Origin of the sequence: Pseudomonas vlassakiae (genome assembly GCF_014269035.2) — a bacterium.
GTDB classification, from domain to species: Bacteria; Pseudomonadota; Gammaproteobacteria; order Pseudomonadales; family Pseudomonadaceae; genus Aquipseudomonas; species Aquipseudomonas vlassakiae.
In genome coordinates, this window is record NZ_JABWRP020000008.1 from 188914 (window position 1) to 213337 (window position 24424).

Annotated in this window: 17 protein-coding genes; 13 read left to right on the top strand and 4 right to left on the bottom strand. The window is 64.0% G+C overall.

Going from position 1 to position 24424, the window contains the following annotated elements; all coding sequences use genetic code 11:
• The first annotated feature begins 114 nt into the window (after positions 1–114).
• The 8 genes from HU738_RS12985 to HU738_RS13020 all read left to right on the top strand — a co-directional run bounded on the left by HU738_RS12985 (position 115) and on the right by HU738_RS13020 (position 14959).
• On the top strand, positions 115–1311 hold the full coding sequence (locus tag HU738_RS12985; protein ID WP_186602550.1) for an amino acid aminotransferase: 1197 nt from the start codon (positions 115–117) through the stop codon (positions 1309–1311).
• A gap of 195 nt (positions 1312–1506) precedes the next feature.
• Complete coding sequence (locus HU738_RS12990; RefSeq protein ID WP_099813664.1) at positions 1507–2787, top strand: serine/threonine transporter; 1281 nt, start codon at positions 1507–1509, stop codon at positions 2785–2787.
• A 167-nt stretch (positions 2788–2954) separates the two neighbouring features.
• Positions 2955–3455 carry a thiol peroxidase gene (gene tpx, locus HU738_RS12995; protein ID WP_176507959.1) on the top strand — a complete coding sequence of 167 codons (501 nt, stop codon included), beginning with the start codon at positions 2955–2957 and terminating at the stop codon, positions 3453–3455.
• A 219-nt stretch (positions 3456–3674) separates the two neighbouring features.
• Positions 3675–4982, top strand: a complete 1308-nt coding sequence (locus tag HU738_RS13000; protein WP_186602546.1) for an MdtA/MuxA family multidrug efflux RND transporter periplasmic adaptor subunit — start codon at positions 3675–3677, stop codon at positions 4980–4982.
• A complete protein-coding gene (locus HU738_RS13005) occupies positions 4979–8077 on the top strand; it encodes an MdtB/MuxB family multidrug efflux RND transporter permease subunit (RefSeq protein ID WP_186602544.1) in 3099 nt (1032 codons plus the stop codon). The genes HU738_RS13000 and HU738_RS13005 overlap by 4 nt, the downstream gene beginning before the upstream one ends.
• Positions 8074–11181 (top strand): efflux RND transporter permease subunit, encoded by a 3108-nt coding sequence (locus tag HU738_RS13010; RefSeq protein WP_176507962.1) that lies wholly within the window; start codon positions 8074–8076, stop codon positions 11179–11181. Before HU738_RS13005 ends, HU738_RS13010 begins: the two co-directional genes overlap by 4 nt.
• Positions 11178–12665, top strand: coding sequence for an efflux transporter outer membrane subunit (locus HU738_RS13015; RefSeq protein WP_176507963.1), 1488 nt, complete (start codon positions 11178–11180; stop codon positions 12663–12665). Before HU738_RS13010 ends, HU738_RS13015 begins: the two co-directional genes overlap by 4 nt.
• 206 nt (positions 12666–12871) lie before the next feature.
• Positions 12872–14959 (top strand): putative bifunctional diguanylate cyclase/phosphodiesterase, encoded by a 2088-nt coding sequence (locus HU738_RS13020; RefSeq protein WP_186602542.1) that lies wholly within the window; start codon positions 12872–12874, stop codon positions 14957–14959.
• Here the strand turns inward: HU738_RS13020 and HU738_RS13025 are convergent.
• Positions 14956–15216, bottom strand: coding sequence for a DUF1652 domain-containing protein (locus HU738_RS13025; protein ID WP_054886585.1), 261 nt, complete (start codon positions 15214–15216; stop codon positions 14956–14958). The two genes, HU738_RS13020 and HU738_RS13025, sit on opposite strands and share 4 nt — an antisense overlap.
• 278 nt (positions 15217–15494) lie before the next feature.
• Entirely contained in the window at positions 15495–16142 is a 648-nt protein-coding gene (locus HU738_RS13030; protein ID WP_186602540.1) for a DUF1345 domain-containing protein, read from the bottom strand.
• Positions 16143–16274: 132 nt separating this feature from the next.
• Between HU738_RS13030 and HU738_RS13035 the strand changes: the two genes are divergently transcribed.
• Positions 16275–17189 (top strand): site-specific integrase, encoded by a 915-nt coding sequence (locus HU738_RS13035; RefSeq protein WP_176507966.1) that lies wholly within the window; start codon positions 16275–16277, stop codon positions 17187–17189.
• 48 nt (positions 17190–17237) lie between these two features.
• Here the strand turns inward: HU738_RS13035 and HU738_RS13040 are convergent, their stop codons facing one another.
• Entirely contained in the window at positions 17238–18428 is a 1191-nt protein-coding gene (locus tag HU738_RS13040) for a type II secretion system F family protein (RefSeq protein WP_186602538.1), read from the bottom strand.
• Between the two features lie 11 nt (positions 18429–18439).
• Positions 18440–18865, bottom strand: a complete 426-nt coding sequence (gene gspG / locus HU738_RS13045; RefSeq protein ID WP_054886602.1) for a type II secretion system major pseudopilin GspG — start codon at positions 18863–18865, stop codon at positions 18440–18442.
• 186 nt (positions 18866–19051) lie between these two features.
• Here gspG and HU738_RS13050 point away from each other — a divergent pair, with 186 nt between their 5' ends.
• From HU738_RS13050 to HU738_RS13065, 4 genes are all read left to right on the top strand, one after another.
• Complete coding sequence (locus HU738_RS13050; RefSeq protein ID WP_186602536.1) at positions 19052–19645, top strand: lytic transglycosylase domain-containing protein; 594 nt, start codon at positions 19052–19054, stop codon at positions 19643–19645.
• A 105-nt stretch (positions 19646–19750) separates the two neighbouring features.
• Positions 19751–21208 (top strand): sensor histidine kinase, encoded by a 1458-nt coding sequence (locus HU738_RS13055; protein ID WP_186602534.1) that lies wholly within the window; start codon positions 19751–19753, stop codon positions 21206–21208.
• 303 nt (positions 21209–21511) lie between these two features.
• A complete protein-coding gene (locus HU738_RS13060; RefSeq protein ID WP_176507970.1) occupies positions 21512–23005 on the top strand; it encodes a sensor histidine kinase in 1494 nt (497 codons plus the stop codon).
• Positions 22980–24407: a sigma-54-dependent transcriptional regulator gene (locus HU738_RS13065; protein ID WP_186602533.1), complete on the top strand. Its 1428-nt coding sequence runs from the start codon at positions 22980–22982 to the stop codon at positions 24405–24407. Before HU738_RS13060 ends, HU738_RS13065 begins: the two co-directional genes overlap by 26 nt.
• The last annotated feature ends 17 nt before the right edge of the window (positions 24408–24424 follow it).

Consider the following 24424-nt stretch of genomic DNA (forward strand, 5'->3'; position numbering starts at 1 on the left):
GGCTGTGCAAAGTTGCATAGACAACCTTGCACTTATGTGATGTTCCTTGGGCCTGACTCCGGGTATCCTCAGGGCAGTCTTTCCGAACTGTCCTGATCCAAGGAGCTGCACGCTGTGTTCAAACATGTCGATGCCTATGCCGGCGACCCGATCCTCTCGTTGATGGAAACCTTCAAGGCCGACCCGCGCGCCGACAAGGTCAACCTGAGTATCGGCCTGTATTACGATGAGGCCGGTGTGGTGCCGCAGCTGGCAGCGGTGGATGCGGTGGAAAAACGCATTGCCGGCCAGGCCCATGAAGCCTCGCTGTACCTGCCGATGGAAGGCCTGGCCAGCTACCGCCAGGCGATCCAGGCGCTGCTGTTCGGTGCCGACCACCCGGCCGTGACCGGCAAGCGCGTAGCCACCGTGCAGACCGTTGGCGGCTCCGGCGCGCTGAAAGTCGGTGCCGACTTCCTAAAGCGCTACTTCCCGCAGTCGGAAGTCTGGGTCAGCAACCCGACCTGGGACAACCACCGCGCCATCTTCGAAGGTGCCGGGTTCAAGGTCCACACCTACCCGTACTTCGACCAGGCCAGCCGTGGCGTCGACTTTGACGGCATGCTGCAGGCCCTGCAAGGCCTGCCGGCCAACAGCATCGTGCTGCTGCACCCGTGCTGCCACAACCCGACCGGTGCCGACCTCGAGCCGGCCCAGTGGCAGCAGGTGGTGGAAGTGGTCAAGGCGCGCCAGCTGATCCCGTTCCTCGACATCGCCTACCAGGGCTTCGGCGCAGGCCTGGTGGAAGACGCCTACGCCATCCGCGAAATGGCCCGTGCCGGCGTGCCGTGCCTGGTCAGCAACTCGTTCTCCAAGATCTTCTCGCTGTACGGCGAGCGGGTAGGCGGCCTGTCGGTGGTCTGCGATGACGAAGCCACCACCCAGAGCGTGCTCGGCCAGCTCAAGGCCACCGTGCGCCGCAACTACTCCAGCCCGCCCAACTTCGGTGCCCAGCTGGTGGCGGGCGTGCTCGGCGATGCCGCGCTCAACGCCCAGTGGGCCGCAGAAGTGGAAGTGATGCGCAAGCGCATCCTCGACATGCGCCAGGCGCTGGTCGATGCCCTGGCGGTGCTGCTGCCAGGCCAGGACTTCCAGTTCTTCGTGCGCCAGCGCGGCATGTTCAGCTACACCGGCTTCAGCGTCGAGCAGGTGCGTCGCCTGCGTGACGAGTTCGGCGTGTACCTGATCGACAGCGGCCGGGTGTGCATGTCTGGCTTGCGCCCGGCCAACCTGCAGCGGGTTGCCGAAGCCTTCGCCGCAGTACAGAAGTAAGGCTGCCGGGGGCTGCAGCGCAGCCCCCGGCACAACCTGCTTGTAAAGACAAGTGCAACCGCCTCTCGGAAAGGGGCTTCGCAAGTGCAACCTTTCGGTGCACAATCGCGCCCCTCTTTCCCGGTTGAGTTGGGCGATCACGCAATTTCGCCATTCTCAGCCTGTTGCAGTCTTGCGAGTGGAGCTTCACCCGGAATGAATGAGCAGGCCCCAAGCGTTGAACAACGCTTTGCAGAATCGACCCCCGCCACCCTCGGCAGCTGGTCGCGTAACGACACCACCTGGATGCTGGGCCTGTTCGGCACAGCCATCGGCGCAGGCACCTTGTTCCTGCCGATCAACGCCGGTCTGGGCGGCTTCTGGCCGCTGCTGATCCTGGCCGCGCTGGCCTTCCCGATGACCTATTTCTCGCACCGTGGCCTGACCCGCTTCGTGCTGTCCGGGCGCAGCGGCGGCGACATCACCCAAGTGGTCGAAGAGCACTTCGGCATCAAGGCCGGTGCGCTGATCACCGTGCTGTACTTCTTCGCCATCTTCCCGATCCTGCTTATCTATAGCGTGGCGCTGACCAACACCGTCAGCAGCTTCATGGAGCACCAACTGCACATGGCGCCGCCACCACGGGCAGTGCTGTCATTCGTGCTGATCCTCGGCCTGCTGGCGATCGTGCGCTGCGGCGAGCAGGCCACGGTCAAGGTCATGAGCCTGCTGGTGTACCCGTTCATCGTTGCGTTGGGGCTACTGGGCCTGTACCTGATTCCGCACTGGACCGGTGGTATCCTCGACAGCGCCGCCCAGGTGCCGTCGGGCTCGGCCTTCCTGCACACCCTGTGGCTGGCCATTCCGGTGATGGTGTTCTCGTTCAACCATTCGCCGATCATCTCGGCCTTCGCCGTCGACCAGAAGCGCAGCTATGGCGAACACGCCGACGAGCGCAGCGGCCAGATACTGCGCCGTGCCCACCTGCTGATGGTGGTGATGGTGCTGTTCTTCGTGTTCAGCTGCGTGCTCACCCTGAGCAGCGCCCAGCTGGCCGAGGCGAAGGCGCAGAACCTGTCGATCCTGTCGTACCTGGCCAACCACTTCAGCAATCCGACCATTGCCTTTGCCGCGCCACTGATCGCCTTTGTCGCCATTGCCAAGTCGTTCCTGGGCCACTACATCGGTGCCAGTGAAGGCCTCAAGGGCATCATCGCCAAGGCCGGTGCCCGCCCAGGCGCCAAGACCCTGGACCGCGTGGTCGCCGCGCTGATGCTGGTGGTCTGCTGGATCGTCGCCACCCTCAATCCGAGCATCCTTGGCATGATCGAATCGCTCGGCGGCCCGATCCTCGCCGTGCTGTTGTTCCTGATGCCGATGTACGCCATCCGTCGCGTGCCGTCGATGCGCCAATACAGTGGTGCGCTGTCGAACGTGTTCGTGGTGGTGGTCGGCCTGGTTGCGCTGACCTCCGTGGTGTATAGCCTGATCAGCTGACTCACTGCCTGAATCGGAAAAGGCCCGGGGTGGTTGTCGCCATCCGGGCTTTTTTTTGTCCACAGGAACAGTCCGGAGATAGAACAATTTCAATGCCCCCATAGGCACCCGGCCGCCTTCATGATTAACTCAGTGTCCTTTTCAAAACCCCGCATAAGGATTTCGTCATGGCTCAAGTGACCCTCAAAGGCAACCCGGTTCAGGTCAACGGCACTCTGCCGCAGGTCGGTGCCCAGGCTCCGGCTTTCTCCCTGGTCGGTGAAGGCCTGGCTGACAAGTCGCTGAAGGACTTCGCCGGCAAGCGCAAGGTGCTGAACATCTTCCCGAGCGTCGACACCCCGACCTGCGCCACGTCGGTTCGCAAGTTCAACGCCCAGGCCAACGACGTGGCCAACACCGTCGTACTGTGCATCTCGGCCGACCTGCCGTTCGCCCAGGCGCGCTTCTGCGGTGCCGAAGGCCTGGACAACGTGAAGAACCTGTCCACCCTGCGTGGCGCCGAATTCCTCAAGAACTATGGCGTTGCCATCGCCGACGGCCCGCTGGCCGGCCTGGCTGCCCGTGCTGTGGTGGTACTGGATGAGAACGACAAGGTGCTGCACAGCGAGCTGGTTGGCGAGATCGCCGACGAGCCGAACTACGAAGCAGCCCTGGCGGTACTCAAGTAAGGGTTGCCTGGGGTACAGGAACTCTTCTGCCTGGCCCCTCTCCAAGCAACACCCTGTAACGGCCCGGAACGCTTTCCGGGCCGTTTTCGTTTAAAGTTCAGCCTTTTGGCAACGTCAGGCAAAGGTAAACCTCTGGTAAAGGGCCTTTGCTAAAACAGTGCCAGTGCTTATCGTTCAACCTTCCCAAGCCGCCATTTCTGAACAAGGTTCGTTCAACCCATGCAAGTGTCCAATTCCCGATCCCCTCGTCGCTGGCTCGTCGGCCTGCTGATCCTGCTGCTGGTGGCCCTGCTGGCCTGGTGGCTGTGGCCTGCGGCAACGCCTGCCCACAAAGCGGCCAGCGCAGGGCGCGGCGGCAAGGGCATGGGGATGGGCATGGGCCGGCCGGGCTTCGGCGGCTCCACCGACCCGGTGCCGGTGCGTGTCGAGCCGGTGCGAGTGGGCGACTTCCCGCTCTACTACAAGGCCTTGGGCACTGTCACGGCGACCAACACGGTGAATGTGCGCAGCCGGGTGGCCGGCGAGCTGGTGAAAATCCTGTTCAAGGAGGGCCAGCAGGTCAAGGCAGGCGACCTGCTCGCGGAAATCGACCCACGCCCTTACCGCATTGCCTTGCAGCAGGCCGAAGGCACCCTGGCACAGAACCAGGCGCAACTGAAGAACGCCCAGGTCGACTTGGCGCGTTACAAGGGCCTGTATGCCCAGGACAGCATCGCCAAGCAGACCCTCGATACCGCCGAAGCCCAGGTTGCGCAGTTCCAGGGGCTGGTCAAGACCAACCAGGCCCAGGTCAACGATGCCCGCCTGAACCTCGATTTCACCCAGATCCGCGCCCCGATCAACGGCCGCGTGGGCCTGCGCCAGCTCGACCTGGGCAACCTGGTGGCGGCCAACGACACCACCGCCCTGGTGGTGATCACCCAGACCGAGCCGATCAGCGTCGCCTTCACCTTGCCCGAGACCGAGCTGAACACCGTGCTTGACCGTTACCGCAGCGGCGCCAGCCTGCCGGTCGAGGCCTGGGACCGCACCGACAGCAAACTGCAGTCGACCGGCGTGCTGGGCAGCATCGACAACCAGATCGACACCACCACCGGTACCCTGAAGTTCAAAGGCCGCTTCGAGAACAAGGACCTGGCCCTGTTCCCCAATCAGTTCGTCAACGTGCGTCTGCTGGCCGACACCCTCAAGCAGGTGGTGATGGCGCCGGCCGCGGCCGTGCAGTTCGGCAACGAGGGCACCTTCGCCTACGTGGTCAATGACCAGAGCACGGTCAACATCCGCAAGGTCAAGGTTGGCGCCAGCGATGGCCAGAACAGTGTCATCCTCGAGGGCCTCAAGGCCGGTGAGCGCCTGGTGCTGGAAGGCACCGACCGCCTGCGCGAAGGGACCAAGGTCGAAGTGGTCGAAGACAGCTCGCAAGTGCCGACCACCCCGGGTCAGCACCTGCAGGGCCAGGACGCCAAGGGATCAGCCCAGAGCGATGAGGCGCCTTCCGGCAAAGCGGCAGCCAAGGCGGGCGCATGAACCTGTCACGCCTGTTCATCCTGCGCCCGGTCGCCACCACGCTGACCATGCTGGCCATCGTCCTGGCCGGGCTGATCGCCTACAAGCTGTTGCCCGTTTCCGCCTTGCCCCAGGTCGACTACCCGACCATCCGGGTCATGACCCTGTACCCGGGCGCCAGCCCGCAGGTGATGACCAGTGCGGTCACCGCACCGTTGGAGCGCCAGTTCGGCCAGATGCCCGGCCTTGAGCAAATGGCATCGACCAGCTCCGGCGGCGCCTCGGTGCTGACCCTTCGTTTCAGCCTGGACATGAACATGGACGTCGCCGAGCAACAGGTGCAGGCCGCGATCAACGCCGCCAGCAACCTGTTGCCCAGCGACCTGCCTGCGCCGCCGGTATACAACAAGGTCAACCCGGCCGACACCCCGGTGCTGACCCTGGCCATTTCCAGCAAGACCATGCCGCTGCCCAAGCTCAACGACCTGGTCGACACCCGGGTGGCGCAGAAGCTCGCGCAGATCAGCGGCGTGGGCATGGTCAGCATCGCCGGCGGCCAGCGCCAGGCGGTGCGGATCAAGGTCAACGTCGACGCTCTGGCAGCCAACGGCCTCAACCTCGACGATGTGCGTACCCTGATCGGCGCGTCCAACGTCAACCAGCCCAAGGGCAACTTCGACGGCCCGACCCGGGTGTCGATGCTCGACGCCAACGACCAGCTGCGTTCGCCTGAGGAATACGCCAACCTCATCCTCGCCTACAACAATGGCGCGCCGCTGCGCCTGAAGGACGTCGCCGAGATCGTCGACGGCGCCGAGAACGAACGCCTGGCTGCCTGGGCCAACCAGAGCCAGGCCGTGCTGCTGAATATCCAGCGCCAGCCTGGGGCCAACGTCATCGACGTGGTCGACCGCATCAAGGCGCTGCTGCCATCGGTCACCGACAACCTGCCGGCCGGCCTCGATGTGTCGGTGCTGACCGATCGCACGCAAACCATCCGTGCCGCAGTCAAGGACGTGCAACATGAGCTGCTGATCGCCATCGTGCTGGTGGTGATGGTCACTTTCGTGTTCCTGCGCCGCTTCAGTGCCACGATCATTCCTTCGATTGCCGTACCGCTGTCGCTGATCGGCACCTTCGGCGTGATGTACCTGGCCGGCTTCTCGGTGAACAACCTGACGCTCATGGCCCTGACCATTGCCACCGGTTTCGTGGTTGACGACGCCATCGTCATGCTCGAGAACATCTCGCGCCACATCGAGGAAGGCGAAACGCCGCTGCAGGCGGCACTCAAAGGTGCCAGGCAGATCGGCTTCACCCTGATTTCGCTGACCTTCTCGTTGATCGCCGTCTTGATCCCGTTGCTGTTCATGGCCGATGTGGTCGGCCGGCTGTTCCGCGAATTCGCCATCACCCTGGCGGTGGCCATCCTGATTTCCCTGGTGGTGTCGCTGACCTTGACCCCGATGATGTGCGCGCGCCTGCTCAAGCGCGAGCCCAAGGAGGAAGAGCAGGGCCGCTTCTACCGCGCCAGTGGTGCCTGGATCGACTGGATGATCGAACACTACGGCCGCGGCCTGCAGTGGGTGCTCAAGCACCAGCCGCTGACCTTGCTGGTGGCCGTGGCGACCCTGGCGCTCACCGTGCTGCTGTACATGGTGGTGCCCAAGGGCTTCTTCCCGGCGCAGGACACCGGGGTGATCCAGGGCATTTCCGAAGCGCCGCAATCCACCTCGTTCGCCGCCATGAGCGAGCGCCAGCAGGCGCTGAGCAAGGTGATCCTGCAAGACCCTGCGGTGCAGAGCCTGTCGTCCTACATCGGTGTCGACGGCGACAACGCCACGCTCAACAGTGGCCGCCTGCTGATCAACCTCAAGCCCCACGGCGAGCGTGATGTCAGCGCCGCGGAAGTGATCAGCCGCCTGCAACCGCAGCTCGACAAGCTGGTCGGTATCCGCCTGTTCATGCAACCGGTGCAGGACCTGAGCATCGAGGACCGGGTCAGCCGCACCCAATACCAGTTCAGCCTGTCTTCGCCTGACGCCGACTTGCTGGCGCAGTGGAGCGGCAAGCTGGTGCACGCCCTGCAGCAGCGCCCGGAGTTGCAGGATGTGGCCAGTGACCTGCAGGACAAGGGCCTGCAGGTGTACCTGGTGATCGACCGTGACATGGCCAGCCGCCTGGGCATCAGTGTGTCGCAGATCACCAACGCCCTGTACGATGCCTTCGGCCAGCGGCAGATTTCCACCATCTACACCCAGGCCAGCCAGTACCGCGTGGTGCTGCAGTCGCAGGACGCGGCAGTCATCGGCCCGCAGGCGCTGGAATCGATCCACGTCAAGGCCACCGATGGCGGTCAGGTGCGGCTGTCGGCACTGGCGCGGATCGAGCAGCGCCAGGCGCAGCTGGCCATCTCGCATATCGGCCAGTTCCCGGCAGTGACCCTGTCGTTCAACCTGGCCCGGGGTGCGTCGCTGGGCGAGGCGGTCAAGGTGATCGAGCAGGTGCAGCAGGACATCGGCATGCCGCTCGGCGTGCAGACCCGCTTCCAGGGCGCCGCCGAAGCCTTCCAGGCCTCGCTGTCGAGCACCTTGCTGCTGATCCTGGCGGCCGTGGTGACCATGTACATCGTGCTGGGCGTGCTCTACGAGAGCTACATCCACCCGGTGACCATCCTTTCGACCTTGCCGTCGGCGGCGGTCGGCGCGTTGCTGGCACTGATCCTCAGCGGCAACGACCTGGGCATGATCGCCATCATCGGCATCATCCTGCTGATCGGCATCGTCAAGAAAAACGCGATCATGATGATCGACTTTGCCCTGGAGGCCGAGCGCAACCAGGGCATGAGCCCGCGTGATGCGATCTACCAGGCGGCGCTGCTGCGCTTCCGGCCGATCCTGATGACCACCCTGGCCGCGCTGTTCGGCGCCGTGCCGTTGATGCTGGCCACCGGTTCCGGTGCCGAACTGCGCCAGCCGCTGGGCCTGGTGATGGTCGGCGGCCTGCTGGTCAGCCAGGTGCTGACGCTGTTCACCACACCGGTCATCTACCTGTATTTCGACCGCCTGGCCCGCCGCTGGCGCCCGGCCGCTGATGCACAGCAGGCCGAGGCATGAACCTGTCCGGACCTTTCATCCGCCGGCCTGTGGCGACCATGCTGCTGAGCCTGGCGATCATGCTGCTCGGTGGTGTCAGCTTCGGTTTGCTGCCGGTGGCGCCGTTGCCGCAGATGGACTTTCCGGTGATCGTGGTGCAAGCCAACCTGTCCGGGGCCAGCCCGGAGGTCATGGCCGCCACCGTGGCCACGCCGCTGGAACGCAAGCTTGGCAGCATCGCCGGCGTCACCACCCTGACCAGCAGCTCCAACCAGGGCTCGACCCGGGTGATCATCGGTTTCGAGATGGGGCGCGACATCGACGGTGCCGCACGTGAGGTGCAGGCGGCGATCAATGCCACCCGCAACCTGTTGCCCAGCGGCATGCGCAGCATGCCCACCTACAAGAAGATCAACCCGTCGCAGGCGCCGATCATGGTGCTCTCGCTGACCTCCAGCGTGCTGCAGAAGGGCCAGCTGTACGACCTGGCCGATACCATCCTGTCGCAGAGCCTGGCGCAGGTCAGCGGGGTCGGCGAAGTGCAGATCGGTGGCAGCTCGCTGCCAGCGGTGCGCATCGCCGTGGAGCCGCAGTTGCTCAACCAGTACAGCCTGTCGCTGGACGAGGTGCGCACGGCCGTGTCCAACGCCAACCAGCGCCGGCCCATGGGCTTTGTCGAGGATGCCGAGCGCAACTGGCAGGTGCGGGCCAACGACCAGCTGGAAACCGCCAAGGACTACGAGCCGATCGTGATCCGCCAGTCCAATGGCACCATCCTGCGGCTGTCGGACGTGGCCACCATTACCGATGGCGTCGAGAACCGCTACAACAGCGGTTTCTTCAACGACCAGAGCGCCGTGCTGCTGGTGGTCAACCGCCAGAGCGGCGCCAACATCATCGAAACCGTCGACCAGATCAAGGCGCAGCTGCCGGCCCTGCAGTCATTGCTGCCGGCCAGCGTGCAGTTGAACGTGGCCATGGACCGCTCGCCCGTGATCAAGGCGACCCTGAAGGAGGCCGAGCACACGCTGCTGATTGCCGTGGTGCTGGTGATCCTGGTGGTGTACCTGTTCCTCGGCAGCTTGCGCGCCTCGCTGATCCCCAGCCTGGCGGTGCCGGTGTCGCTGGTCGGCACCTTCGCGGTGATGTACCTGTGCGGTTTTTCGCTGAACAACCTGTCGCTGATGGCGCTGATCCTTGCCACCGGCCTGGTGGTCGACGATGCCATCGTGGTGCTGGAGAACATCTCCCGGCACATCGAGGATGGCCAGCCGCCGATGCGTGCGGCGTTCCTGGGCGCCAGGGAGGTCGGCTTCACCTTGCTGTCGATGAACGTATCGCTGGTGGCGGTGTTCGTCTCGATCCTGTTCATGGGCGGCATCGTACGTAACCTGTTCCAGGAGTTCTCGGTCACCCTGGCCGCGGCGATCATCGTCTCGCTGGTGGTCTCGCTGACCCTCACGCCGATGCTCTGCGCCCGCTGGCTCAAGCCTCACCGCGCCGAGCCGACACGCCTGCAGCGCTGGAGCGACAAGGCGCACCAGCGCATGGTCGATGTCTACGATCGAAGCCTTGGCTGGGCCTTGCGCCACAGGCGCCTGACCTTGATCAGCCTGTTGGCGACCATCGGCCTGAACATCGCCCTGTACGTGGTGGTGCCCAAGACCTTGATACCGCAACAGGACACCGGCCAGCTGATCGGCTTCATCCGTGGTGACGACGGCCTGTCGTTCAACGTGATGCAACCGAAGATGGAAATCTACCGCCGCGCCTTGCTCGCCGACCCGGCAGTGGAAAGCGTGGCAGGCTTCATCGGTGGCAACAGCGGCACCAACAACGCCATGGTGCTGGTGCGGCTGAAACCGATCAGCGAGCGCAAGCTCGACGCGCAGAAGATCATTGAGCGCCTGCGCAAGGAAATGCCCAAGGTCGCCGGTGGGCGGCTGTTCCTGATGGCCGACCAGGACCTGCAGTTGGGCGGCGGTGGCCGCGACCAGTCCTCCTCGCAATACCTGTATACCCTGCAGAGCGGCGATTTGGCGGCCCTGCGCCAGTGGTTCCCCAAGGTGGTCGCGGCACTGCGCGCATTGCCCGAGCTGACCGCCATTGATGCCCGCGACGGTTCCGGCACCCAGCAGGTGACCCTGGTGGTCGACCGTGACCAGGCCAAGCGCCTGGGCATCGACATGGACATGGTCACCGCCGTGCTGAACAACGCCTACAGCCAGCGGCAGATCTCGACCATCTACGACAGCCTCAACCAGTACCAGGTGGTGCTGGAGATCAACCCGAAATACGCCTGGGACCCGAGCACGCTGGAACAGGTGCAGGTCATCACCAGTGACGGTGCGCGGGTGCCGCTGTCGACCATCGCCCGTTACGAGAACAGCCTGGCCAACGATCGGGTCAGCCATGAAGGCCAGTTCGCCTCCGAAGACATTGCCTTCGACGTTGCCGAAGGCTACAGCCCCGACCAGGCCATGGCTGCCGTGGAGCGGGCGGTTGCCAAGCTGGGTTTGCCCGAGGAGGTGATCGCCAAGCTCGGTGGCACGGCCAGTGCCTTCGCCAAGACCCAGGAAGGGCAGCCGTTCATGATCCTCGGCGCCCTGGTGCTGGTTTACCTGGTGCTGGGCATCCTCTACGAAAGCTACATCCACCCGCTGACCATCCTGTCGACCTTGCCCTCGGCCGGCGTCGGTGCCTTGCTCGCCCTGTACGCCACCGGCGGCGAGTTCAGCCTGATCTCGTTGCTGGGCCTGTTCCTGCTGATCGGCGTGGTGAAGAAGAACGCCATCCTGATGATCGACCTGGCGCTGCAGCTGGAGCGTCACCAGGGCCTGAGCCCGGAGGAGTCTATCCGCCGCGCCTGCCTGCTGCGCCTGCGGCCGATCCTGATGACCACCCTGGCCGCCATACTGGGCGCCTTGCCGCTGCTGATCAGCCGTGCCGAAGGTGCGGAGATGCGCCAGCCGCTGGGCCTGACCATCATTGGCGGCCTGGTCGTCAGCCAGGTGCTGACCCTTTACACGACACCGGTGGTCTATCTGTACCTGGACCGCCTGCGTCACCGATTCAACCATTGGCGTGGTGTACGCACCGACGCCGCCCTGGACACACCGCTATGAACTTCGCCCAGACCCGACTTCACCGTGCCTTGCAGCTGTTGACCCGTGGGCGGGGCTCTCGCCTGGCCGGCGCCGGTCTGTGCGTGGCCATGCTCAGCGCCTGTACCCTGAGCCCGGACTACCACCGCCCGCAGCTGAGCACCCCGGCGCAGTACAAGCAGGCCGAAGGCTGGACCCAGGCCAATCCGTCCGATGCCATTGCCCGTGGCGCCTGGTGGGAAATCTACGGCGACGCCGGGTTGAATGCGCTGGTCGAGGAACTCAACCGCAGCAACCAGACCGTCGCGCAGTCGGAAGCCCAGTATCGTCAGGCCCAGGCCCTGGTGCGCAGCAGCCGGGCGTCGCTGTTCCCCAGCCTGGACCTGAGTGCCAGCAAGAACCGCTCGGCACAAGGCACCGGCAGTTCCAGTTCGAGCCTGTCCAACAACAGCAGCGGCATCCGCAACACCTACAACGCGCAGCTCGGCGTCAGTTGGGAAGTCGACCTGTGGGGCAAGCTGCGCGAGACCCTGAACGCCAACGAGGCCAGCGCCGAAGCCAGCTTTGCCGACCTGGCCGCGATTCGCCTGAGCCAGCAGTCCGAACTGGTACAGAACTACTTGCAACTGCGGGTGATCGACCAACAGAAGCGCCTGCTCGAAGCCACCGTCGCAACCTACGAGCGCTCACTGCGGATGAACGAAAACCAGTACCGCGCTGGCGTCGCCGGCCCGGACGCAGTGGCCCAGGCGCGGACCCAGTTGAAGTCCACGCAAGCGGACCTGATCGACCTGGTCTGGCAGCGCGCACAGTTCGAGAACGCCATCGCCGTGCTGCTGGGCAAGGCCCCGGCCGAATTCTCCCTGGCTGACAGCCAGCGTATTCCGGCGCTGCCGCAGATCCCGGTGACGCTCCCGTCGCAACTGCTCGAACGCCGCCCGGATATCGCCTCGGCCGAGCGCAACGTGATGGCCGCCAACGCCAATATCGGCGTGGCCCGCGCCGCCTACTTCCCGGACTTGAGCCTGAGCATGAGCGGTGGTTATTCCAGCAGCAGCTTCAGCAACTGGATCGAACTGCCCAATCGCTACTGGTCGGTGGGGCCGCAACTGGCGATGACGTTGTTCGACGCCGGCAAGCGCGGCGCCGAAGTTGATCGCACCCGGGCGGTGTATGACCAGACGGTGGCGCAGTACCGCCAGACCGTACTCGACGGCTTCAAGGAGGTGGAAAACTTCCTGGTGCAGCTGAAGGTGTATGCCGACGAAGCCGTAGTGCGCCAGGAAGCGCTGGAGGCGGCCCGCGAATCGCTGCGTCTGACCGAGAACCAGTACCGCGCGGGCCTTATCGGTTACCTCGATGTGGTCAACGTGCAGACCACTGCGCTGAGTAACGAGCGCAGTGCACTGACCCTGCTGGAAGGGCGGCTGGTGGCCAGCGTGCAACTGATCGCAGCGCTGGGCGGTGGCTGGGATGCCGAGCAGGCGTTTGCCCGGCAGGAATGACCGGCTGACCCGCTCAGAGTGAGCGGGTCAGCCGACAAATGGCAATGTGCCTTCATTCTGCGTTGAAAAGGCTCTGACTCAAGCATTCCGAGGGTGCTTTTCATTCGTTGGATCCATTCCCATTCGCACAAAGCCCGTGCGTTTCGCCAAAGCTTGAGTACAATCGTCAGTTTTTTCGGGCCCCCTGTCCCGAGCTGGATTTCCCAATGTTGACCGGTACTTACTCCTCCGCGCTGGTGCTGATATCACTCTGCGTGGCGATCCTTGCTTCCTACACCGCTCTCGACCTGACTGGCCGTATCGCCACGGCCAAGGGCCGTGCCGTGCATCTGTGGATGGGCGGCGGCGCGTTGGCCATGGGCATCGGCGTCTGGTCGATGCACTTCATCGGCATGCTTGCTTTCAGCCTGCCCATCGCCCTGGGCTACGACATCGGCCTGACCGCGTTTTCGCTGCTGATTGCCGTGCTGTCTTCCGGCTTCGCCCTGTGGCTGGTCAGCCAGCCCAGCATGCCCCGGTTGCAGCTGGCGTTTGGCGCCCTGATCATGGGCACTGGCATCGCCTGCATGCATTACGTCGGCATGGCGGCGCTGCGCATGCTGCCCGGCATCGATTATGACCCGGCCTTGTTCGGCGCCTCGCTGGCCATCGCGGTAGGTGCCTCTGCGGCCGCGCTGTGGATTGCCTTTCGCCTGCGTCAGCACACCCCATACGTGCGCCAGATCCGCGGCCTGGCGGCGATGGTGATGGGTGTTGCGATCGTCGGCATGCACTACACCGGCATGGCGGCAGCGAACTTTCCCGAGGGCAGTTTCTGTGGTGCGCTGACCGATGGCCTGCAGGGCGATGGCCTGGTCTATCTGGTGCTGATCACCACCCTGGCGGTGCTGGCTGTGGTGCTGCTCACCTCGGTGCTGGATGCACGCCTTGAAGCCCGAACGGCAGCGCTGGCCCATTCACTGACCCTGGCCAACCAGGAGCTGACCCAGCTGGCCTTGCACGACACCTTGACCGGCTTGCCCAACCGCACGCTATTGTCCGACCGCATCGAGCAGGCGATTGGCAAGGTGGCGGAGCAGGGCGGCTGCTTTGCGCTGATGTTCATCGACCTGGATGGTTTCAAGCCGGTCAATGACGCCTTTGGCCACCATGTCGGCGATCTGCTGCTCAAAGCCGTCGCGGCCCGCCTGCGTGGCCACCTGCACAGCCAGGACACCCTGGCGCGGATCGGCGGTGACGAATTCGTGCTGCTGGTGGAGCTGCAGGAGCCTGAAGACGCCATGGATGTGGCGGCCAAGCAGGTCAACCTGGTGTCGCGCGCGTTCCGCGTTGCCGAGCATGATCTGCAACTGACCGCCAGCCTGGGTATCGTGTTGTACCCCGGCAATGGCCAGGACCAGCTTGAGCTGCTGCGCAACGCCGACGCCGCCATGTACCACGCCAAGAGCGCCGGCAAGAATGGCTACAGCTTCTTCGACGCCTCGATGAACAGTAACGCCCGCCAGCAGTTGCAGCTGTTGCAGGACTTGCGCACGGCCCTGGAGCAGGGCCAGTTCCGCCTGCACTACCAGCCCAAGTTCGCCGCCCAGGCCTGCCTGCCGATCGGCGCCGAAGCCTTGCTGCGTTGGGAACACCCACAGCACGGCCTGATGCTTCCGGACCGTTTCATTGGTCTGGCAGAAAAGACTGGCCTGATCATTCCGATCGGCGAGTGGGTGCTGGATGAAGCCTGCCGACAGATGCGCCAGTGGCTCGAGCAAGGCCACAGCGAATGGCGCATGGCGGTCAACTTGTCGGCCATCCAGTTCTGCCATGCCGGCCTGGTCGACAGTGTCGCCCGCGCCCTGCAGGAAAACGGCCTGCCGGCCAACCGCCTGACCCTGGAGATCACCGAAACCACTGCCATGCACGACGCCGATGCCAGCCTGGCCGTGTTGCAACGGCTTTCCGACATGGGCGTGGACCTGTCCATCGACGACTTCGGCACCGGTTATTCGAGCCTGATGTACCTCAAGCGCTTGCCGGCCAACGAGCTGAAGATCGACCGGGGCTTCGTGCGTGACCTGGAGCAGGACAGCGACGACGCCGCGATTGTCTCGGCGATCGTCGCCCTGGGCCAGGCGCTGGGCTTGCGTATCGTGGCTGAAGGCGTGGAAACTGACCGCCAGCAGGACTTCCTGACCCGCCTGGGCTGTGATTCGCTGCAGGGCTACCTGTTGGGCCAGCCGGTGCCAGCCGAGCAGTTCATGGCAAGGTTGCAAACCTTGCGCGAGGAAAGCGTCGCGGCTGTCTAGCCTGCGTCACGCAAGGCGAAGGCCGGTGCAAACGCATCCATCTCGGCTTCCACGGCTTCGATGATGCGTTCGACGTCCGCTGCGGCCATGATCGCCGTGCAGGGGATACCGGCAATGGCCAGCAGGGTCTCGCCGGTGGCCCGGTCGAACAGCCGTGCAACCATGCTGCGTGGGGCATCCATGGTGGCTTCGAAGCCCAGCGGATGGAAATGCCAGCGCATCACCTGGCAGGCGTTGGGGAACGTCATCTTGTTCATGCCAGCCTCCTTGTCCTTGCCTGGTCAGGGTGATGGGCAACCTTGCGCGGCTGCCGGGAAGGTAACCATAGCACCTGCCACAGCGCATGTTCCGTGTAAATCATGACAAATGTGCTAATGCATGACGGTGATCACAAGGTGAGCAATGGCGCCGACGGCAAGCAGAGCGCCGTGGCTAACGCTCTGTGACGGAGGGTGGGCGAAATCGCACTGGTTTTCGAGGATCCCCGGCCGCTTTTGTTTCGGACGAATGGCCTTGGACGCCGGCTGCCGTTCATTCAACCCAGCAGGCCTGCAGCGATGTTGATGGTGAAACCGAGAATCGCCGTGTTGAACACGAAGCCCACCAACGAATGCGCCAGCACCACCCGGCGCATGCCGCGCCCGCCGACACCGACGTCGGAGGTCTGCACGGCAACGCTGAGGGTGAACGAGAAGTAGTGGAAGTCCCAGTAATCCGGGTTGCACTCGCCGTCGGGGAAGCGCAGCGCCGGCGCATCGCGTTCGCCGGTGTAGAACAGGCGGGCGTAGTGCAGGCTGAAGATGCAACCGATCAGCAGCCATGAGCCGGCCACGGTCAGCCCGGTGTAAAGGTAGTGCAGCGCCTGTGCGTTGCCTTGCAGGCCACGGCTGGAAACCAGTTGCAGGGTCACGGCGGCCAGGCTGGCGATGGCGGCGATGCACACGGTGAACAGCACCAGGCCGGCGTTTTCGTCTTCGACCCGGGCGACTTTGCGCACCTTGTCGGGGGTGGCGCGGCAGGTCAGCCACAGCACCAGCAACAGGTACAGCCAGACGCCCAGGTTCCAGCCAGCAAGGATGCGCTGGACGATATCGTCGGCCGGGATCAGCCAGGCACCGAGCAGGCCGACCAGTGCGGCGATGCTCAGGCGCGGGTGAGTACGGGTCAGGCGGTGGAATACCATGGGGGCTCGCAGGTGAGGGCTTGGGCTGAACTCTAGACCACAGATCACTTGCCAAGGCGAGGGTTCGATCAAGTCGTCTGGTTTACGGTACCATTGCGCGCCGTTGCTTCGATTCGCTTCAGGATTCACGTTTTGTCCGACCTTTCACAAAATCCACTGCTGCAATACCTGGCCCGGCTGGCACCGTCCAGCCAGCAGACCATGCGTTACATCCTGCAGGATGCTGCCGACCGGCTTGGTTTCGTTGACTGCAACCTGGTCGACGTGCCGTGGCACCGGCTTGAGCCTGGCCATGTGATTGCGCTGGTGGCGGCATTGCGCGCCGATGGGTACGCGCCTAACAGTTCTTCGCTGTATGTCAACGCGGTACGCGGGGTGATGAACGAAGCGTGGCGCCAAGGTCTGATCGACCATGAACAGCTGTTGCGAATCCGTGAGGTCAAGCCGGCGTCCGGCAGCCGGCTGCCGCCCGGGCGCAACCTGCGTCGCAGCCTGATTCGCGAACTGATGGACCTGTGCGAGGCTGACCCACGGCCCCAGGGTGTGCGCGATGCGGCGATCATCGCCTTGCTCTACGGCACCGGCATGCGCAAGTCGGAATCCGTGGATATCGATCTCAGTCAGGTCGACTTCGAGGCGCGCAGCCTGCAGGTGACCGGCAAAGGTAACCGGCAGTTGATCAAGTATGCCCCGGCCTGGGCTTTCGAGAAGCTGCAGGCCTGGCTGGACCTGCGCCGGCAGGCGCTGCCCGAAGGGGCCTCGGATGACCCGTTCCTGTTCAACCGCATCCGCCGTGGCAACCACATCACCCGTGCGCGCATCACCAAGCATGCGATCTATTACATCGCCCGCCAGCGCGGTGCCCAGGTCGGAGTGAAAATCATGCCCCATGATTTTCGCCGCGCGTTCATCACCCGGGTGATCGAGGAGCATGACCTGTCGATCGCGCAGAAGCTTGCGCACCATGCCAACATCCAGACCACGGCCGCATATGACCGGCGTGATGACAACGAGCGGCGGCGTGCGGTGGACCGGTTCGACTACTGATCTGAAGCGGCCTCTTCGCGGGCACGCCAGCAAAGAGGCCGGTACCAGCTAGTGAATGCTTGAAGCCAGGTCGAAAATCGGCATGTACATCAGGATCACGATCCCGCCGATCAGCAGGCCGATGAAGGTCATCAGCAGCGGCTCGAACAGTTTCACGAACCACTCCACCCAGCGGCCGATTTCCTGATCATGGAAATCCGCGCAGCGTTCGAGCATCTCCCCCAGGTTCCCCGATTGTTCCCCGGCCCGCAGCAAGCGCAGTGACACCGGCGTGACCAACTGCCCGGCCTCCAGCGCGTCCGACAACGGCAACCCTTCACCGACGCGTCGGCTGGCCTGTTCAAGGCCTTGCGCCGAAGCGCTGCCGAGCAGCCCGTGGGCCATGCCCATGGCGGTAAGGATCGGGATGCCGCCCTGCAGCAGAATGCCCAGCGAGCGGTAGAAGCGCGCCAGTTCATACATCAGCAGGCGTTGATGCAAGGCTGGCAAGCGCCGCAGTTGTCGGGAGGCACAGCGCCGCACCAGGGGGTTGCGCCGCACTATCAGCAAGGTCCCGATACCGCCGGCAACCGCCAGTGCCAGTGGCATCTGCTGGGCATGCAGGAACAGCCCGACATCCATAAGCACCCGGGACAACCAGGGCAGTTCGCTGCCCATGCCCTCGAACACCAAACTGAAGCGTGGCACCACATAGCCGAGCAGGAACAGCACCACACCACCGCCCACCAGCAACAGCAGCAATGGGTAGACCGAAGCCCCCACCAGCTTCTGCCGAACCAGGTCCAGGCGCTGGCGATAGCCGATGTAGCGGGCCAGGGCGTCGCCCAACGCGCCGGTACGCTCGCTGGACTGCACCAGCGCCACGTACAGCGTTGGGAATACCCGCGGTTGCCTGGCCAGCGACTGCGACAGCGAGTGGCCTTCATAGAGCTGGCGTACCAGCTCGGTCAGGACCTTGCGCGTAGCGCCGATGGGGGACTTTTCCGCCAGGCTTTCCAGCGCATCGATCAGCGGCAGGCCAGCGTGCAGCAGGGTGGTCAGTTCCTGGCTGAACAGCACCAGGTCGAACGCCGCCGCACGGCGCCAGGCCAGGCCGCCCAGGGCTTTGCCCTGGCCGCGCACGCTGACCACCCGCAGCCCCTGGTTCTCGGCCTGGCGACGCGCGTGCTCGGCATCCTCGGCGTCGATCTGCAACTGCACGATGCCCTGTCTGCCGAGGGCCTTGAGGCTATAGCGCATGGCGGTTCTCCTCATTGCCAGCTGGTGATTTCGGCGTTTTCACCATCGCCGCCGGGCTGGCCGTCCTTGCCCATCGACAGCAGGTCGTATTCGCCGCCGTTTTCCCCGGGTTGGCGGTAGATGTAAGCGCGGCCCCAAGGGTCCTGCGGCACGGCCTTCTGCAAGTAGGGCCCCGACCAGTGCGCCTCGCCACTGGGGGCGGTGACCAGCGCCTGCAGGCCTTGCTCACTGCTGGGGTAATGGCCCACCTCCAGGCGATACAGGTCCAGGGCCTTGCCCAAGCCCTCGATCTGCGCCTTCGCCACCTTGGCTTCCGAGCGACCGAGCTGGCTGAAGTACTTGGGCGCGACGATACCGGCCAACAAACCGAGCACCACCAGGACCACCAGGAGTTCAAGCAGGGTGAAACCACGTTGGGGGTTGGATTTGCGCTGCATGGTGAAGCCCTCCGCTGCATGGGGACACAGGTTGCCCAGGCCCATGCAACAGCCGTGCACGTCTGTCACGGGGCCTTGCGCCATGCGCCATGGCAGGCGGCACGGTGCTTGCGTCGTAGCAGAAAAGCCCGGGTTCTCCGGGGCATTTCCCCCACATCGGGGGAGCACGGCGGGGAGGTAGCCGACATGCGTGTGGTGATCCTGGTAGTGACCTGGCTGGTGGCGGCAAGCGCCCAGGCCGACATGTACATTTCCATCGATGCCAACGGTGGTTATGTACTGAGCAACGTGCACCGGCCAGGACGCCATTACGAACGGGTGATCAGTGAATCGCTTGCCCAGGCGGGCCCGGTCGACGCGCAGATGATCACCGGGCGGCCCTATGCCGAACTGGTGGCGGCGGCCGCCCGTGACTACGATGTGCCGCTGGCGCTGCTGCATGCCCTGATCAAGGCCGAGTCAGGCTATAACCCGAAGGCCCGGTCGGCTGCCGGGGCGGTGGGGCTGATGCAACTGATGCCGGACACGGCCAGGGAGATGGGCGTGGAGGACCTGCTGGACCCCGAAGACAACGTGCAGGGCGGGGCGCGTTACCTCAAGCGCATGCTGACCCTGTTCGACAATGACATTACCCTGGCCGTGGCCGCCTACAACGCCGGCCCCGATGCCGTGCGGCGGCGCGGCGCGGTCCCCCCGTACGCCGAGACCCGCCGTTACGTGCCAACCGTGTTGCGCGAATACCGCAAGCTGCAGGGGCTGGCTGATGACTCGCCACTCTGAATGGGCCTTGCGTCGCGAAAGTGGCGCAACTCGTCCTCAAGCAATGCCATGGTTACCCAACTCTGGGCTATAACCTTTCAAAGGTGCCCGGCAGTGGAGTCCGTCATGGTCATCGCCCCCCGTTCCGAAGTACTCGAGGCGCCTGCGGGCACCGAAGCCGCTGCTGCGCACCGGTCATTCAACCTGTTGCGCTGGTACGCCTGGGTGAGTTTGGCGGTCATCCTGTCTGTGGCCGCTGGCCTGGGGCTGATCTCCAGTCGCTTCATCATCGATGAAAGCATCGAGCGAGACGCCTTGCTCACCGCGCAGTTCATCACCTCGATCGCCGACGCCGAAGTGCGCCATGTGGCGATCCCCAATGTGCGCACCATGGGCGAACTGCTTGACCCACGCACCGACCGTGCGGCAATGCCCGATGTCGACCCCGAAGCACGGCGCAAGGCTCGCGGTGAGTTCCTCGATCATATCGCCCACCTGCCAGACACGCTGCTGGCCAACATCTATGCCCCTGACCGGACGGTGATCTGGTCGACCAACCCGGCGCTGGAGGGCAAGCTGATCGAAGGCGATGGCGACCTGGACCGTGCCTTCGAATACAAGATGCGGGTCTCGGCCAGTTACCACAATTTCGAGCAGGCCCGTGCCGAGCAGAAGTTCGTGACCCCGCCGGAACAGCTGTTGATCGAAAACTACATCCCGTTGTTCGATGCCGACGGCGATACCGTCACGGCGATGGTGGAAATCTACAAGGAACCCCGGGACCTGATCGTGCGCATCGAGCACGGGCTGATTCTCATCTGGCTGGCCATCACCGTCGGTGCCGGGCTGGTCTATATCGGCCTGTACGGCATCATGCGCCGCGCCGCGCGGGTGATGGCGGTGCAACAGAAACGCTTGATCAACAGCGAGACCTTTGTGGCCCTTGGCGAGGTGTCCTCGGCGGTGGCCCACAGCCTGCGCAACCCACTGGCCAGCATCCGTTCCAGCGCCGAGCTGGCCCAGGCCTTCGATGAAGGCCCGGCGCAGCGCAACATCAATGACATCATCAGCCAGGTCGACCGCATGTCGCAGTGGATTCGTCAATTGTTGCAATCCTTGCGGCCGCTGAATGACGAAGCGGTGCCGGTCGATTTACCCCAGGTCCTGCAGGAAAGCCTGCAGAGCTTCGCCGTACCGCTGGCCCGCAGCGGAGTAACCCTGGACCTGCGGCCGTTACCGCCGGTGCAGGTGCTTGGCCAGCCGGCGTTGCTCGCCCAGATCTTCAACAGCCTGATCGCCAATGCCCTCGAGGCGATGGAGAACGGTGGGCGGTTGCGCATCGAGGTGGTCAAACGTGACCGGCGCAGCCTGACCCTGCGCCTTGCCGACACCGGCAAAGGCATGAGCGAGCAGCAGCAGCGTTTGGCGTTCCGGCCGTTTTTCAGCACCAAGCAAGGTGGCTTGGGTGTGGGGCTGGTACTGGTCAAACGCATCATGGAGCGCTTTGGCGGCTCGGTCCGCCTGAGCAGCAGCCAAGGCCATGGCACGCGGGTCTCGCTCAGCTTCAGGTTGGCGCGCTTGTGATAACGGGCATCAATAAAAACGTGCAACTTATTGATTTGTAAGTATTTACAGATTTATGGGTATACGGCACCCAAATGTGGGGGATGAACCTCGAACCTAAATCAATAATGCTGCTTAAGCTATTGATTTATAAAGATGTGACGATTGGTTATTGGGCGTGGCGAAGTTCTTGCAGGTGCTCTCGACAGGTAACGCGCGACATTGGCGGCACTAGCTGCCCGGGTGGGATGGCGTCAATTTGCTACTATCGGTAGCAATGCGATGACCACCTTCTGAACGGACTCCCTGTACGGGAACGACGCGATGCAGATGCTGGATGAAGATGTTCCCGTGAAACCCGCTGCACTGCCCGCTAGCAGTGGCCTGGCCGTACCGCTTCGCGAGTTCAACCTGCTGCGCTGGTTTTCACTGATCAGCCTGTTGATCATCGCTTCGGTGGCTGGCGGGCTGGGCTACGTGTCGACCCGCTTCGTGGTGCGCGACAGCGTCGAGCGGGATGCCATGCTTACCGCCCAGTTCATCCAGTCCCTGGCGGTGGCCGAAGTGCGTCATTCGCAGCTCCCCCCGGGCGCCACCATGGGCGAACTGCTCAACCCGCAGCTGGACCAGCAGCACCTGCAGATCAGCCCGGGCCTTGTCGCGGCGACCCGGGCGGAGTTCCTCGACCACGTCGAGCATTTGCCGGATACCTTGCTGGCCAATGCCTATGCCCGAGACCGCACCATCGTCTGGTCCACCAACCCCGAGCTGATCGGCAAGCGCATCGAAGACGATGGTGGCCTGAACCGCGCATTCAGCTCGCGCAAGGCGGTATCTGCCAGCTACCACAGGGTCGAAGGCGGCCGTGAGGAGCAGAAATTCCTCCGTGAACCCAAGTACCTGTTCATCGAAAACTACATTCCCTTGTTCGATAGCCAGGGCGAGCAGGTCCTGGCCATGGTCGAGATCTACAAGGAGCCGCAGGACCTGGTACGGCGAATCCAGCGCGGTTACGTGCTGATCTGGGCTTCGACGCTGGTGGGTGGCGCGCTGATCTATTTCGGCCTGTTCTGGATCGTGCGCCGCGCTGCATTCATGCTGAATCAGCAGCAGAACCGGCTGGTGGCCAGCGAAACTTACGTAGCCCTGGGCGAGATGTCCAGCGCAGTGGCCCATAGCTTGCGCAACCCGCTGGCCAATATCCGCTCCAGCGCCGAGCTGGCCGAGGGCATAGCCAGCCCGCTGGCGCAGAAGAACATCAATGACATCATCTGCCAGGTCGACCGCATGTCGCGCTGGGTGCGCGAGTTGCTGGTGTCGCTGCGCCCGGCCAGCGATACCGCGGAGGCCGTGGACCTGGTGGCAGCCATCGAAGATACCCACCAGGCCTTCGCCCAGCAGATCGAGCGCAACGGCGTGCGCTTCAGCTTCGAAGGGCCGCACGTGCAATGGGTGGCCAGCCAGCCCCTGCAACTGACGCAGATCCTCAACAGCCTGTTTTCCAATGCCCTGGAAGCCATGCCCAAGGGCGGCGTCCTGCATGCGCAGGTCAGCGTGCAGGATGGGCAGCGTGCGCAACTGGTGCTCAGCGACACCGGCAAGGGCATGAGCCAGCAGCAGGAAAGAATGGTGTTCAAGCCATTCTTCACGACCAAGCAGGGCGGCCTGGGTGTCGGCCTGGCCCTGGTCAAGCGGATCATGGAACGGTTTGGCGGCTCGGTCAGCCTGAGCAGCCGTGAAGAGGAAGGAACCCGCGTCAGCCTCACTTTCAATATCGCAGCGGGAGAGGACCATGGAGCACAGCATCCTGGTAGTTGAGGATGACGAAATCCTCGGCGACAACATTCGCACCTACCTGAGCCTCAAGGGCTTTGAGGTGACGCTCTGCAACAGTGCGGAGCTGGCGCTGGAACAGATCAAGCGGGCCCAGCCCGATGCGGTATTGACCGACAACTCATTGCCGGGCATGAGCGGGCATGACCTGCTACGCACCCTGGTGGAGCAGGCGCCGGACCTGAAGGTGATCATGATGACCGGGTACGGCAATGTCGAAGACGCCGTGCAGGCCATGAAAGAGGGCGCATTCCACTACCTGACCAAACCGGTGGTGTTGGCCGAACTCAAGTTGACCCTGGAAAAGGCCCTGGCGGCCGAGCGCATGGAACGCACCTTGTCGTTCTACCAGGAGCGCGAGGCGCAGAAGTCAGGGTTCCAGGCGCTGATCGGCGAATCGCCGGCGATGCTCACCCTCAAGCACACCTTGCATCAGGTGCTGGACGCCGAGCGGCGCATGGCCAGTGACGACCTGCCGCCCGTGTTGATCGAAGGCGAGACCGGGACCGGCAAGGAGCTGGTCGCCCGCGCGTTGCATTTCGACGGTTCGCGCAGCAAGGGGCCGTTCATCGAATTCAACTGCGCGTCGATCCCGGCCAATCTGCTCGAGGCCGAGCTGTTCGGCCATGAGAAGGGCGCGTTCACCGACGCCAAGGAGCGCCGTGTGGGCCTGGTGGAAGCGGCCGATGGCGGTACGCTGTTCCTCGACGAGATCGGCGAGATGGACCTGGTGCTGCAGGCCAAGCTGCTCAAGCTGCTGGAGGATCGCAGCATCCGCCGCATCGGTGCGGTCAAGGAGCGCAAGGTCGACCTGCGGGTGATCAGTGCCACCAACTGCAACCTTGAACAGATGGTGCAGCAAGGCAAGTTCCGTCGTGACCTGTTCTTTCGCCTGCGCATCATCGCCTTGAAAGTGCCACGGCTATACGCCCGCGGCCAGGATGTGCTGCTGCTGGCGCGGCATTTCCTGGCGCATCACGGGCGCCGCTATGGCAAGCCGAACTTGCGCTTCAGTGCCGAGGCGGAAGCCTTGATGTTGAGCTACAGCTGGCCGGGCAACGTGCGTGAATTGCGCAACATGCTGGAGCAGACCGTGTTGCTGGCGCCCAATGAAGTGATACAGGCGCATCAGCTGAACCTGTGCCTGACCTTGGTCGACGAGCCGCTGGTGGCTCAACCCACGGCGACGGTGTACGAACTGCCGCGTCATGAACCGGAGCCTGGCACCAGCCTGCCGGACATGGAGCGTGACCTGGTGTGCAAGACCCTTGATCGTACTGACTGGAACGTCACCAAGTCGGCGCGGATGCTGGGGCTGTCGCGGGACATGCTGCGTTACCGCATCGAGAAGCTGGGGCTGACCCGGCCTGACAAACGTCAGTGGTGACGCAAGGGGCGTCTGGC